The sequence below is a fragment of the Escherichia sp. 93.0816 genome (assembly GCF_013368855.2).
Classification (GTDB): Bacteria; Pseudomonadota; Gammaproteobacteria; order Enterobacterales; family Enterobacteriaceae; genus Escherichia; species Escherichia ruysiae.
Map to the genome: position 1 here is coordinate 23,428 of NZ_JABWNC020000025.1, position 12,045 is coordinate 35,472.

The window sequence follows — 12,045 nt, forward strand, 5'->3', positions numbered from 1 at the left end:
CCGCAAGCCCGGTTATCGGTAGCGATACCGGGCATTTTTTTAAGGAACAATCGCTATGTATATCGGGATAGATCTTGGCACATCGGGCGTAAAAGTTATTTTGCTCAACGAGCAAGGTGAAGTGGTCGCTTCGCAAACGGAAAAACTAACCGTTTCGCGTCCGCATCCACTCTGGTCGGAGCAAGATCCGGAACAGTGGTGGCTGGCGACTGGTCGCGCGATGAAAACCCTGGGTGAACAGCATTCTCTGCGAGACGTTAAAGCATTGGGTATTGCCGGGCAAATGCATGGTGCAACTTTACTTGATGCTCAGCAGCGGGTGCTACGTCCCGCCATTTTGTGGAACGACGGGCGCTGCGCGGAGGAGTGTGCTTTGCTGGAAGCGCGAGTTCCGCAGTCGCGGGATATTACAGGCAACCTGATGATGCCCGGATTTACCGCGCCTAAATTGCTGTGGATTCAGCGAAATGAGCCAGAGATATTCCTTCAGGTAGACAAAGTATTATTGCCGAAAGATTATTTGCGTCTGCGGATGACTGGAGAATTCGCCAGTGATATGTCTGATGCAGCTGGCACCATGTGGCTGGATGTCGCAAAGCGTGACTGGAGCGATGTTATGCTGGAGGCTTGCCAGTTATCTCGAGATCAGATGCCAGCATTATACGAAGGCAGCGAAATTACCGGCACTTTGCTACCTGAGGTTGCAAAAGCGTGGGGAATGAATGCAGTGCCGGTTGTTGCGGGCGGCGGCGATAATGCGGCTGGCGCGGTTGGTGTGGGTATGGTTGATGCCAATCAGGCAATGTTATCGCTGGGAACTTCAGGCGTTTATTTTGCGGTGAGCGAAGGTTTCCTCAGTAAGCCGGAAAGCGCCGTACATAGCTTTTGCCATGCTTTACCTGAGCGTTGGCATTTAATGTCTGTGATGTTGAGTGCGGCGTCGTGTCTGGACTGGGCGACGAAATTAACCGGTCTGAGTGATGTCCCTGTTTTAATTGCCGCAGCCCAGCAGGCCGATGAGAGCGTCGATCCTGTCTGGTTTTTGCCTTATCTTTCTGGCGAGCGTACGCCGCACAATAATCCACAGGCAAAGGGCGTTTTCTTCGGCCTCACCCACCAACACGGCCCCGCAGAACTGGCACGCGCGGTACTGGAAGGCGTGGGGTATGCGTTGGCGGATGGCATGGATGTCGTACATGCCTGTGGCATTCAACCGCAAAGCATTACACTGATTGGTGGCGGAGCGCGTAGCGAGTACTGGCGTCAGATGCTGGCGAATATTAGCGGTCAGCAACTGGATTACCGCACGGGGGGGGATGTGGGGCCAGCATTAGGCGCTGCAAGACTGGCACAGATTGCGGTAAACCCAGATAAATCTCTCATTGAGTTGTTGCCGCAACTTCCTTTAGAACAGTCGCATCTGCCGAACGCGCAGCGTTATGCTGCTTATCAGCCACGGCGTGAAACGTTCCGTCGTCTCTATCAGCAACTTCTGCCGCTAATGGCATAATATTTCCCCCTGCCTTATGTGGCGGGGGATAATCTCCATCTATATATATTTATAATATATTAATTTTTTATATGAATTTATTCTGAAAATCATTTGTTAATGGTGTTTTTCAGTTTTGTCTTTCGTTGGTTACTCGTAATGTATCATCGGTAGATACGGAGATCGTTATGAAAACCTCAAAGACTGTGGCAAAACTATTATTTGTGGTCGGGGCGCTGGTTTATCTGATTGGATTATGGATCTCATGTCCATTGTTAAGTGGCAAAGGCTATTTTCTTGGCGTGTTAATGACGGGGACTTTTGGCAACTATGCCTATCTGCGCGCAGAAAAACTCGGGCAACTGGATGATTTCTTTATTCGCATTTGCCAGTTAGTTGCGTTAATCACTATCGGTCTTTTGTTTATCGGTGTTTTAAACGCACCTATCAATGCTTATGAAATGGTGATCTACCCGATTGCCTTTTTTGTTTGCTTGTTTGGTCAAATGCGCTTGTTTCGCTCGGCATGATCGCCATAAAGCTCTTAATAATTCAGGAATGAAAGGAAATCTGTGATGGAAAACAAAATATCAACCTATTCTCCGGCATTCAGTATTGTGTCATGGGTAGCTCTTGCTGGTGGTATCGTTACCTATCTGTTGGGGCTATGGAATGCAGAGATGCAGTTAAATGAAAAGGGATATTATTTTGCCGTATTGGTGTTAGGGCTGTTTTCGGCAGCTTCCTATCAAAAGACCGTTCGGGATAAGTATGAAGGTATTCCTACCACATCTATTTATTATATGACCTGCCTGGTGGTATTTATCATCTCTGTCGCGTTACTGATGGTAGGTCTGTGGAATGCAACGTTATTACTCAGTGAAAAAGGCTTTTATGGTCTGGCCTTCTTTTTAAGCTTGTTTGGTGCAGTAGCGGTGCAGAAAAATATCCGTGATGCCGGAATCAACGCCCCAAAAGAAACGATGGCTGCGCAGGAAGAATATAGCGAATAATCCAGGTAAACCCGGTCAGCCCAGTATGACCGGGTTTTTACTTAACTCACTAATCTGTTTTTATCGATTCGTTGCACCAGCACAGAAAGTAACAAGCTTGCTGCCAGCGTCGCGCAAAAGATCCAAATAATATCCAGTATTGGCCAGCTTTTAAGCTCAATACCACTGGTGCGCAGCGCATGGATAATCAACGCGTGGAACCCGTATATACCCAGAGAATGACGGGATATCAGTCCAAGCCCGCTAACAGTACGCGTATCCAGTGTATTTTTTACCAGAGTCAGTAACGCAATTGCGCAGATAAAAACCATCGGCCCACAGTAAAGATACCAGGTATCGGCAAAATTTCCGCGCCACCGTAATTCATATAATGTCCCACGAGAGATAATAAATACCCCGGCTATAAACAGTGCGGCGCTCATCCACGACAGCGGCTTATGTTGCGTGTCCATCATCCCAATGGCGCGGCCCAACATGCCATACAAGATGTAGTAAAAGGTATCGCCATTGATATATAAGTTAATTGGTAGCCATTCAAAACCGTCGATCTTCTGTGGCACAGTGTTTGGGTTGGCGATGATGCCAATCACCACCATTAGCACCAACAACATTTTACCGCCGACGTGCTTTACCTGAATCAGCGGCGAAACCAGATAAATCACCGCAATCGCGAAGAAAAACCATAAGTGATAAAACACCGGCTTTTGCAGCAGATTTTTCAGCGATAACTCCACATTGATGGAAGTAAACAGTGCAATGTAGAGCAGTGCGACAGTGCTATAAAACAGCAGGCATAAGCCGATACGTAAGAAATGACGCAGCTGGGCGCTACGTTCGCCAAAAAAGAGATAGCCGGAAATCATGAAAAATAGGGGTACACTGACACGAGAGGCAGAATTTAGAATATTCGCGATATCCCAGGTGATGGGGCTAACACTATGGGCATTGGTCACATACCAGGTAGTGGTGTGAATCATCACCACCATTAAACACGCTATCCCTCGCAGGTTATCAATCCAGTAAATTTTGGGCTGCATCTGTGTCTCTGTATCTGGTTAAAAAAAGTCTGACCGATAAATCATTCGGTTGGCGCACTGGAATAATCTGAGTTTTATCACTACAGCTTATAGAGGCTTGAGGAAATTCGTAAGATATCAGCCACTATACCGATATAAATAATAAGACTCACCTGCAAACCAGACGGTAATTTAATGATGATGAACTATTTCTTTCCGGCAATGGCGCTTATGGTGTTAGTGGGATGCTCGACACCGCCACCCGTACAGAAAGCACAACGGGTAAAAGTTGATCCTCTGCGTTCGTTGAATATGGAAGCCTTGTGCAAGGATCAGGCAGCAAAACGTTATAACACCGGCGAGCAAAAAATCGACGTCACCGCATTTGAACAGTTCCAGGGGAGTTACGAAATGCGCGGCTATACCTTTCGGAAAGAGCACTTTGTCTGTTCTTTTGACGCGGATGGCCATTTTTTGCATCTTTCCATGCGTTAAGCCCTGCTTTTTCCCGTTTCGTACTGTATATCTTCCATCCAGCGGGTATACTGATCCCTTCCTTTAAATCCACACGTATCCAGCACGAAATAATATGCAAAAGTTTGATACCAGGACCTTCCAGGGCTTGATCCTGACCTTACAGGATTACTGGGCTCGCCAGGGCTGCACCATTGTTCAACCATTGGACATGGAAGTCGGCGCGGGAACCTCTCACCCAATGACCTGTCTGCGCGCGCTGGGGCCAGAACCGATGGCGGCTGCTTATGTTCAGCCTTCTCGTCGCCCGACCGATGGTCGCTACGGCGAAAACCCCAACCGCTTACAGCATTACTATCAGTTCCAGGTGGTGATTAAGCCATCGCCGGACAATATCCAGGAGCTGTACCTCGGTTCTCTGAAAGAGCTGGGCATGGATCCGACTATCCACGATATTCGTTTCGTGGAAGATAACTGGGAAAACCCGACGCTGGGTGCCTGGGGGCTGGGCTGGGAAGTGTGGCTGAACGGCATGGAAGTGACTCAGTTCACTTACTTCCAGCAGGTTGGTGGTCTGGAGTGTAAACCGGTTACCGGCGAGATCACCTATGGTCTGGAACGTCTGGCGATGTACATTCAGGGCGTAGACAGCGTTTACGACCTGGTCTGGAGCGACGGCCCGCTGGGTAAAACCACTTATGGCGACGTGTTCCATCAGAACGAAGTGGAGCAGTCCACTTATAACTTCGAATACGCGGACGTGGACTTCCTGTTCACCTGCTTCGAGCAGTACGAGAAAGAAGCGCAGCAGCTACTGGCACTGGAAAATCCGCTGCCGCTGCCTGCCTACGAGCGTATTCTGAAAGCCGCCCACAGCTTCAACCTGCTGGATGCGCGTAAAGCCATCTCCGTCACCGAGCGTCAGCGTTATATTTTGCGCATTCGCACCCTGACCAAAGCAGTGGCAGAAGCATACTACGCTTCCCGTGAAGCCCTCGGCTTCCCGATGTGCAACAAAGATAAGTAAGAGGCGGCTATGTCTGAGAAAACTTTTCTGGTGGAAATCGGCACTGAAGAGCTGCCACCAAAAGCACTGCGCAGCCTGGCTGAGTCCTTTGCTGCGAACTTTACTGCGGAGCTGGATAACGCTGGCCTCGCACACGGCACCGTTCAATGGTTTGCAGCTCCGCGTCGTCTGGCGCTGAAAGTGGCTAACCTGGCGGAAGCCCAGCCTGACCGTGAAATCGAAAAACGCGGCCCGGCTATTGCCCAGGCTTTCGACGCCGAAGGCAAACCGAGTAAAGCAGCAGAAGGCTGGGCGCGTGGTTGCGGGATCTCCGTTGACCAGGCCGAGCGTCTGACTACTGACAAAGGTGAATGGTTGCTGTATCGCGCTCACGTGAAAGGCGAAAGCACCGAGGCGCTTGTACCGAACATGGTAGCCACTTCGCTGGCGAAATTACCGATCCCGAAACTGATGCGCTGGGGCGCGTCTGACGTGCACTTTGTGCGTCCGGTGCACACCGTAACTTTGCTGCTGGGCGATAAAGTCATTCCGGCAACTATTCTGGGTATTCAGTCCGATCGCGTAATTCGTGGGCATCGCTTTATGGGTGAGCCGGAAATTACCATCGACAATGCCGATCAGTATCCGGAAATTCTGCGTGAGCGCGGTAAAGTCATTGCCGATTACGAAGAGCGTAAAGCGAAGATTAAAGCCGATGCTGAAGAAGCGGCGCGTAAGATTGGCGGTAATGCTGACTTAAGCGAAAGCCTGCTGGAAGAAGTGGCTTCGCTGGTTGAATGGCCGGTTGTTCTGACCGCGAAATTCGAAGAGAAATTCCTCGCTGTGCCGTCTGAAGCACTGGTTTATACCATGAAAGGTGACCAGAAATACTTCCCGGTGTATGCGAATGACGGCAAATTGCTGCCGAACTTTATCTTCGTTGCCAACATTGAGTCGAAAGATCCGCAGCAGATCATTTCCGGTAACGAGAAAGTCGTTCGTCCGCGTCTGGCGGATGCCGAGTTCTTCTTCAACACCGACCGTAAAAAACGTCTGGAAGATAACCTGCCGCGCCTGCAAACCGTACTGTTCCAGCAACAGTTGGGGACACTGCGCGATAAAACTGACCGCATCCAGGCTCTGGCTGGCTGGATCGCTGAACAGATTGGCGCTGACGTTAACCACGCAACTCGTGCGGGGCTGCTGTCCAAGTGTGACCTGATGACCAACATGGTCTTTGAGTTCACCGACACCCAGGGCGTTATGGGTATGCACTACGCGCGTCATGATGGTGAAGCGGAAGATGTCGCGGTGGCGCTGAACGAGCAGTATCAACCGCGCTTTGCTGGTGATTCCCTGCCGTCTAACCCGGTAGCTTGTGCGCTGGCGATTGCTGACAAGATGGATACCCTGGCGGGCATCTTCGGTATTGGTCAGCATCCGAAAGGTGATAAAGACCCGTTTGCGCTGCGTCGTGCTGCGCTGGGCGTGCTGCGTATTATCGTTGAGAAGAACCTCAATCTTGATCTGCAAACGCTGACCGAAGAAGCGGTGCGCTTGTACGGTGATAAGCTGACTAACGCCAATGTGGTTGATGACGTTATCGACTTTATGCTCGGTCGCTTCCGCGCCTGGTATCAGGACGAAGGTTACACCGTCGACACCATCCAGGCGGTACTGGCGCGTCGTCCGACTCGTCCGGCTGATTTCGATGCGCGTATGAAAGCAGTATCGCACTTCCGTACGCTGGAAGCAGCGGCAGCACTGGCGGCGGCGAACAAGCGTGTATCTAACATTCTGGCGAAATCAGACGAAGTGCTGAGCGATCGCGTGAATGCCTCCACCCTGAAAGAGCCGGAAGAAATTAAACTGGCGATGCAGGTGGTTGTATTGCGCGACAAGCTGGAACCGTACTTCGCTGAAGGTCGTTACCAGGATGCGTTGGTCGAACTGGCTGAGCTGCGTGAACCGGTTGATGCCTTCTTCGATAAAGTGATGGTAATGGTCGATGACAAAGAACTGCGTATCAACCGTCTGACCATGCTGGAAAAACTGCGCGAATTATTCCTGCGCGTTGCGGATATTTCTTTACTGCAGTAATAACTCCTTTATTAAAAAGTCTGCCAGATGGCAGACTTTTTTTATCACTAAATAATACAGCTACCTGTAATAATCTTCTGCTGAATAAAAATTATCTCATATATTAATTTCATGAGATTTTTTTTCGGAATTTATTAAGGAAAGGAAAAGAGTTATTACGCTAAAATAAGTCTGGGTGCTTGAGACTGTTTGTCTCAGGTATTCACCAAAAGGCAGACAGAGAAAAGCCCCACCTGACTATAAATCAAAGTGAGGCCCCTCTATGCATAGACACCATAAGGTTAGCCTCTTACTCGTTGGAAATCAACACAGGAGGCTGGGAATGCCGCAGAAATATAGATTACTATTCTTTAATAGTGATTTGTTTCACGCTTTTATTATTCACCTGGATGATAAGAGATTCACTGTGTGAATTACATATTAAACAGGGGAGTTATGAGCTGGCGGCATTTTTAGCCTGCAATTTGAAAGAGTAAGAGTCTTCGGCGGGAAATTATTCCCGCCTTTCTTATGGTGTTGCGCATTCTCAATGCACCCTAATTTATCTGTTTAGTGAATGTTATTTAAAATAAAAGCGAATGGATTTGGCTATTAGATCAGTTTTTACATCGGGAACAGGAATGGCTTGGAGCATTCATGAATAAGCTGATTTTACTATTGATAATGTTTTATCAACGACATCTTTCTCCTCGTAAAGGATATCGCTGTGCTTACAGTGTGTTGTACCAAACGCAGGGATGTTCTGGTGCCGTCAAAAATATTATTCAGCAGAAAGGTGTTCTTGCTGGGTGGAGCGAGATACGTCAGCGTTTTGCAGATTGCCGACTTGCAGCACAGACAATCAGGCAGAAACAACGCCTGGGTGAGAGTATACGTAAAAAGAAGAATAATGATTGTGATTGTACCGGCTGTGATGGTGCAGTCTGTCGTGATTGCCACATGCCGGACTTTTGTCCGAATATTCCTGTGCCAGATCTGGATTGCTCCTGCGACTGCTCTTCTCTACATTTAAAGCGTTTTTTCAAATAAAAAAATCCCCGCCAATTGGCAGGGATCTTAGATTCTGTGCTTTTAAGCAGAGATTACAGGCTGGTTACGTTACCAGCTGCCGGGCCTTTAGCGCCGCTTTCGATGGTGAAGGACACTTTCTGACCTTCGTCCAGAGATTTGTAACCATCGTTCTGGATAGCAGAGAAGTGTACGAACACGTCTTTAGAGCCATCGTCAGGAGTGATGAAGCCGAAGCCTTTGTCAGCGTTGAACCATTTTACGATACCAGTCATTTTACCGGACATAGTGTATTACCTTTAATAATTAAGTGTGCCTTTCGGCGATATGGCGTGCTTTACAGATTTTGAAGCGTTAAAGGAATGTGCACTACGAGGGGTATCAACGATAACTCTTGAAGGGACTTGCCTTACTACACTGCTTTAATGGTCTGTACGTCAAACCGTTGATGTGCATTAAGCCACGCATTGAATGGTGATGCAACAATTATTTTCCATATTTATGATTAATTGGTCGGAAAACGGTCCTGTCATCAGGACCGTAAACATCAATACAGTGGATAAAAGTCTATTCCATCAACTGTTTACTTAATGCTGGGTTGGCCTGGATCAGGCGCATCAATTTTAGTTCGGCACTGGAAGGCTTTACGCGTCTGGACTCCCATTCTTTCACCATGGCTACTGATACGCCCAAAACTCGGGCGAAATCATCAATTTTTAACCCTGTCCCTTTACGTAATTGCTCAATTTCGGTACAAGGCGTTGTTCTGTGCGTCAGGGTAATCTTTTGCGTTTCATCTTTAAAAACAATTTGTTCCAGGCTACTCAACAGCTCATGCATTGGATCTTTATATTCCATTGAAAACTCCTCAAATCACACTGCGGGATCGTGAATTTCATCGAAGCTCATTAAGAATAGTCGGGAAAAGCAGACACAGCGGGGAGAAACCCGTGAGTGATTTAAGTATGATTCGATTCAGCTGCTAAGTTGCCGTGACTTATAGTCGCCTAACAATATGATTAATGCCGATATATTTCGCTGCGTCCAGGGATTGTAAAGATTCCGAAAATTTGGCCTACCAAGAGAAGGGAGGGGCTGGCCACAAAAACGCAATAGTAATGCCTGTTTTTAACAATAAAACAACAAATTAACTCTTCTTCATTTTCTACATCATTTTCCCAGGAAGATTATGCATAAAGGGTATCCTGTAAGCCTGTCCTGGACTATCCTTGTCAGCGTCAGACACGCGTGTGTCGTTGTGCGCTTTTTTTGGGTGAAAGGAGTAAGAAAATGGCGACAGGAAAGTCCTGCTCTCGCTGGTTTGCGCCTCTTGCGGCGTTATTAATGGTAGTTAGCCTGAGTGGGTGTTTTGATAAAGAAGGCGATCAGCGTAAAGCGTTTATCGACTTCCTGCAGAATACAGTGATGCGTAGCGGTGAACGTCTACCAACCCTAACTGCCGATCAGAAAAAACAGTTTGGTCCTTTTGTCTCTGATTACGCGATCCTGTATGGCTATTCCCAACAGGTTAATCAGGCGATGGATTCCGGTCTGCGTCCGGTTGTAGACAGCGTTAACGCGATTCGCGTACCACAGGATTACGTCACGCAAAGTGGTCCACTGCGTGAAATGAACGGATCTCTGGGCGTACTGGCGCAACAATTGCAAAATGCGAAGTTGCAGGCCGATGCCGCACACTCTGCGCTAAAACAGACCGATGACCTGAAACCGGTCTTTGATCAGGCATTCACTAAAGTAGTGACGACCCCAGCTGATGCGTTGCAACCGCTGATTCCGGCGGCTCAAACGTTCACGCAGCAACTGGTGATGGTGGGGGACTACATCGCTCAACAAGGTACTCAGGTGAGCTTTGTCGCGAATGGCATCCAGTTCCCGACTTCACAGCAGGCGAGTGAATATAACAAACTGATTGCGCCATTACCGGCACAGCATCAGGCGTTTAATCAGGCCTGGACTACGGCAGTTACTGCAACCCAATAAAGAGTAAAAGCCCGAGCGGTTATCGGGCTTTTCTCCACGCAGTCGCGGCTTAGTCCGCGACGTGCGGATTCACACAGTTCTTCTCAACCTTCCCCTGCAACGCATTAATCAAATTATCCACGGCACAGGCAGCCATGCCATAACGCGTCTCATGGGTGGCTGAACCAATATGCGGTACTGCAACGACATTTGCCATTGAAAGCAACGGCGAACCTATTGGCAATGGCTCTTGTTCGAAGACATCCAGACCAGCGGCGTGAATTTCCCCTTTCTGCAACGCTGCAATCAGCGCATTTTCGTCAACTACCGGTCCACGCCCTGCATTAATGAAAATAGCGGAGGATTTCATTTTGGCGAATTGTTCCGCGCCAAACAGGTGATGAGTTTCTTCAGTTAGCGGCAGGATCAGGCAAACGAAATCTGATTCTTGTAACAGCGTATCCAGATCGCAGTAGCGGGCGTTAAAGCGTTCTTCTGCTTCTTTATGGTGGCGGCGAGCGTTATAGAGAATGGGCATGTTGAAGCCAAAATGCGCGCGCTGTGCCAGCGCCATGCCGATCCGTCCCATCCCGACAATGCCCAGTGTTTTATGGTGAACATCAATGCCGTACCAGTCCGGGCCGATATTGGCGGTCCATTCGCCTGCTTTTACGCGTTCTGCTACCTCCACAACCCGACGAGCGGTAGATAACACCAGCGCCATCAGCGTATCGGCGACGGTTTCTGTTAATACGGTTGGCGTATGCATCAGCAGGATTTTTCGGGCGTTAAGCGCATCGACATCGAAATTGTCATAGCCGACGGAGATAGTTGAAGTGGCACGCAGTTTTGGCATTTTTTCCAGTAATGCGGCATCAACATTCTCGTTTGAACCCAGTAAACCTTCAGCTTCGGCAAAAATCGCCGCGTTTTGTTCGATGGTTTGTGGATTGAGGTCTGCTACCTGGTGAACAGTGAAATGCTCTTGCAGGCGTTGCAGTAGATCATCAGGTAAGGCTTTGTAGAGGATAACGGACGGCTTCATTCTTCTCTCCATTCACTGATAAGGCAATCACCTTAGCCTGAAATATGATGAAGGAAAACTGAAGAATGCCAGGTGATTTCTGCATCACCCGGCATGAAAGGGATTAGAGCGGGCTTAAAGTGATTTCTACACGGCGGTTTTGCGCTTTGCCTTCTGCGGTGCTGTTGCTGGCGATCGGATTAGCCGGGCCAAGACCTTGAGTACGGATGCGGCTGGCGTCCACGCCCTGGGTGATCAACGCGCTGGCAACGGAATCCGCACGCTGCTGGGAGAGACGCATGTTCAGGTCGTGACCACCCGTGCTGTCGGTGTAACCAATCACGTTAACCGCCGTTTTCGGATACTCTTTCAGCACCATTGCCACGCCAGTCAGCGTGTTAGCACCAGCCGGTTTCAGGGTCGCGCTGCTGCTGTCAAAGGTCACATTGTTCGGCATGTTAAGGATAATGTTGTCCCCGCTACGGGTTACGCTAACGCCGGTGCCGCGCATTTTGTCACGCAGCTTCGCTTCCTGCACATCCATGTAATAACCAACGCCGCCGCCCAGTGCCGCGCCAGCGGCTGCGCCAATAAGCGCACCTTTACCGCGATCTTTCTTCGAAGAAGAGAGTGCGCCAATACCCGCGCCAACGAGAGAGCCCAGACCTGCACCGATAGCAGATTTACCTGCTTCACGTTCGCCGGTGTAAGGGTTAGTTGTACAGCCAGATACCGCCAGAGCGCCGCTCACGACGGCAGCAATAAGATAAACACGTTTCTTCATTGTTAATCCTTAATAACCTTTTTATTCTTGTTCACGGGTGCCGTGGCGGGAGATTATGCCGTGTGAACATGAAGATTATTCCTGGGAATACTCGGAAATTTGTAAGTAATATTTAACTGCTCAATACATCTAACCTTTCAGGAGCCTTCGG

General features: G+C 48.9%; 14 protein-coding genes and 1 pseudogene. 9 read left to right on the forward strand and 6 right to left on the reverse strand.

The genetic code is table 11. The features are described 5' to 3' along the window. The first annotated feature begins 55 nt into the window (after nucleotides 1-55). The 3 genes from xylB (at nucleotide 56) to yiaA (ending at nucleotide 2,502) form a co-directional block, all read left to right on the forward strand. Nucleotides 56-1,510 (forward strand): xylulokinase, encoded by a 1,455-nt coding sequence (xylB, locus tag HEM79_RS19380; RefSeq protein ID WP_176242892.1) that lies wholly within the window; start codon nucleotides 56-58, stop codon nucleotides 1,508-1,510. Between the two features lie 167 nt (nucleotides 1,511-1,677). Beyond that, nucleotides 1,678-2,019, forward strand: coding sequence for an inner membrane protein YiaB (yiaB, locus tag HEM79_RS19385; protein WP_010355159.1), 342 nt, complete (start codon nucleotides 1,678-1,680; stop codon nucleotides 2,017-2,019). A gap of 45 nt (nucleotides 2,020-2,064) precedes the next feature. Further along, on the forward strand, nucleotides 2,065-2,502 hold the full coding sequence (yiaA, locus tag HEM79_RS19390; RefSeq protein ID WP_010349690.1) for an inner membrane protein YiaA: 438 nt from the start codon (nucleotides 2,065-2,067) through the stop codon (nucleotides 2,500-2,502). Nucleotides 2,503-2,543: 41 nt separating this feature from the next. On the opposite strand, the gene HEM79_RS19395 is transcribed toward yiaA, so the two are convergent. Next, nucleotides 2,544-3,539: an acyltransferase gene (locus HEM79_RS19395; RefSeq protein ID WP_021550003.1), complete on the reverse strand. Its 996-nt coding sequence runs from the start codon at nucleotides 3,537-3,539 to the stop codon at nucleotides 2,544-2,546. A gap of 174 nt (nucleotides 3,540-3,713) precedes the next feature. On the opposite strand from HEM79_RS19395, the gene HEM79_RS19400 reads away from it, so the two are divergent. From HEM79_RS19400 to hokA, 4 genes and pseudogenes are all read left to right on the forward strand, one after another. Continuing rightward, nucleotides 3,714-4,013, forward strand: coding sequence for a YsaB family lipoprotein (locus HEM79_RS19400; RefSeq protein WP_021550004.1), 300 nt, complete (start codon nucleotides 3,714-3,716; stop codon nucleotides 4,011-4,013). Nucleotides 4,014-4,107: 94 nt separating this feature from the next. Beyond that, nucleotides 4,108-5,019 (forward strand): glycine--tRNA ligase subunit alpha, encoded by a 912-nt coding sequence (gene glyQ, locus HEM79_RS19405; protein WP_001168544.1) that lies wholly within the window; start codon nucleotides 4,108-4,110, stop codon nucleotides 5,017-5,019. Nucleotides 5,020-5,028: 9 nt separating this feature from the next. Further along, entirely contained in the window at nucleotides 5,029-7,098 is a 2,070-nt protein-coding gene (gene glyS, locus HEM79_RS19410) for a glycine--tRNA ligase subunit beta (RefSeq protein WP_021550005.1), read from the forward strand. A 322-nt stretch (nucleotides 7,099-7,420) separates the two neighbouring features. After that, nucleotides 7,421-7,574 (forward strand): annotated as a pseudogene (gene hokA, locus HEM79_RS19415) (type I toxin-antitoxin system toxin HokA). On the opposite strand, the gene HEM79_RS22775 reads toward hokA, so the two are convergent. After that, a complete protein-coding gene (locus HEM79_RS22775; protein WP_286178639.1) occupies nucleotides 7,551-7,622 on the reverse strand; it encodes a hypothetical protein in 72 nt (23 codons plus the stop codon). The pseudogene hokA and the gene HEM79_RS22775 overlap by 24 nt on opposite strands. Nucleotides 7,623-7,734: 112 nt before the next feature. Between HEM79_RS22775 and yidD the strand changes: the two genes are divergently transcribed. Then, nucleotides 7,735-8,127, forward strand: coding sequence for a membrane protein insertion efficiency factor YidD (gene yidD / locus HEM79_RS19420; RefSeq protein ID WP_071995216.1), 393 nt, complete (start codon nucleotides 7,735-7,737; stop codon nucleotides 8,125-8,127). A gap of 53 nt (nucleotides 8,128-8,180) precedes the next feature. Here yidD and cspE read toward each other — a convergent pair whose 3' ends face one another. After that, nucleotides 8,181-8,393 (reverse strand): transcription antiterminator/RNA stability regulator CspE, encoded by a 213-nt coding sequence (cspE, locus tag HEM79_RS19425; RefSeq protein ID WP_000014594.1) that lies wholly within the window; start codon nucleotides 8,391-8,393, stop codon nucleotides 8,181-8,183. A 280-nt stretch (nucleotides 8,394-8,673) separates the two neighbouring features. Then, on the reverse strand, nucleotides 8,674-8,964 hold the full coding sequence (locus HEM79_RS19430; RefSeq protein ID WP_010344962.1) for an HTH-type transcriptional regulator: 291 nt from the start codon (nucleotides 8,962-8,964) through the stop codon (nucleotides 8,674-8,676). A 432-nt stretch (nucleotides 8,965-9,396) separates the two neighbouring features. On the opposite strand from HEM79_RS19430, the gene HEM79_RS19435 reads away from it, so the two are divergent. Then, nucleotides 9,397-10,107, forward strand: coding sequence for a DUF3053 domain-containing protein (locus HEM79_RS19435; protein WP_000190517.1), 711 nt, complete (start codon nucleotides 9,397-9,399; stop codon nucleotides 10,105-10,107). A 49-nt stretch (nucleotides 10,108-10,156) separates the two neighbouring features. Here HEM79_RS19435 and ghrB read toward each other — a convergent pair whose 3' ends face one another. Together ghrB and HEM79_RS19445 are read right to left on the reverse strand one after the other, a co-directional pair. Then, nucleotides 10,157-11,131: a glyoxylate/hydroxypyruvate reductase GhrB gene (gene ghrB, locus HEM79_RS19440; protein WP_176241927.1), complete on the reverse strand. Its 975-nt coding sequence runs from the start codon at nucleotides 11,129-11,131 to the stop codon at nucleotides 10,157-10,159. Between the two features lie 103 nt (nucleotides 11,132-11,234). Continuing rightward, nucleotides 11,235-11,894 carry an OmpA family lipoprotein gene (locus tag HEM79_RS19445; RefSeq protein ID WP_000747625.1) on the reverse strand — a complete coding sequence of 220 codons (660 nt, stop codon included), beginning with the start codon at nucleotides 11,892-11,894 and terminating at the stop codon, nucleotides 11,235-11,237. Between the last annotated feature and the right edge of the window lie 151 nt (nucleotides 11,895-12,045).

Coding starts and splice junctions, on each gene's coding strand:
- xylB (WP_176242892.1), top strand. CDS start 56: ATGTATATCGGGATAGATCTTGGCACATCGGGCGTAAAAGTTATTTTG.
- yiaB (WP_010355159.1), top strand. CDS start 1,678: ATGAAAACCTCAAAGACTGTGGCAAAACTATTATTTGTGGTCGGGGCG.
- yiaA (WP_010349690.1), top strand. CDS start 2,065: ATGGAAAACAAAATATCAACCTATTCTCCGGCATTCAGTATTGTGTCA.
- HEM79_RS19395 (WP_021550003.1), bottom strand. CDS start 3,539: ATGCAGCCCAAAATTTACTGGATTGATAACCTGCGAGGGATAGCGTGT.
- HEM79_RS19400 (WP_021550004.1), top strand. CDS start 3,714: ATGATGATGAACTATTTCTTTCCGGCAATGGCGCTTATGGTGTTAGTG.
- glyQ (WP_001168544.1), top strand. CDS start 4,108: ATGCAAAAGTTTGATACCAGGACCTTCCAGGGCTTGATCCTGACCTTA.
- glyS (WP_021550005.1), top strand. CDS start 5,029: ATGTCTGAGAAAACTTTTCTGGTGGAAATCGGCACTGAAGAGCTGCCA.
- yidD (WP_071995216.1), top strand. CDS start 7,735: ATGAATAAGCTGATTTTACTATTGATAATGTTTTATCAACGACATCTT.
- cspE (WP_000014594.1), bottom strand. CDS start 8,393: ATGTCCGGTAAAATGACTGGTATCGTAAAATGGTTCAACGCTGACAAA.
- HEM79_RS19430 (WP_010344962.1), bottom strand. CDS start 8,964: ATGGAATATAAAGATCCAATGCATGAGCTGTTGAGTAGCCTGGAACAA.
- HEM79_RS19435 (WP_000190517.1), top strand. CDS start 9,397: ATGGCGACAGGAAAGTCCTGCTCTCGCTGGTTTGCGCCTCTTGCGGCG.
- ghrB (WP_176241927.1), bottom strand. CDS start 11,131: ATGAAGCCGTCCGTTATCCTCTACAAAGCCTTACCTGATGATCTACTG.
- HEM79_RS19445 (WP_000747625.1), bottom strand. CDS start 11,894: ATGAAGAAACGTGTTTATCTTATTGCTGCCGTCGTGAGCGGCGCTCTG.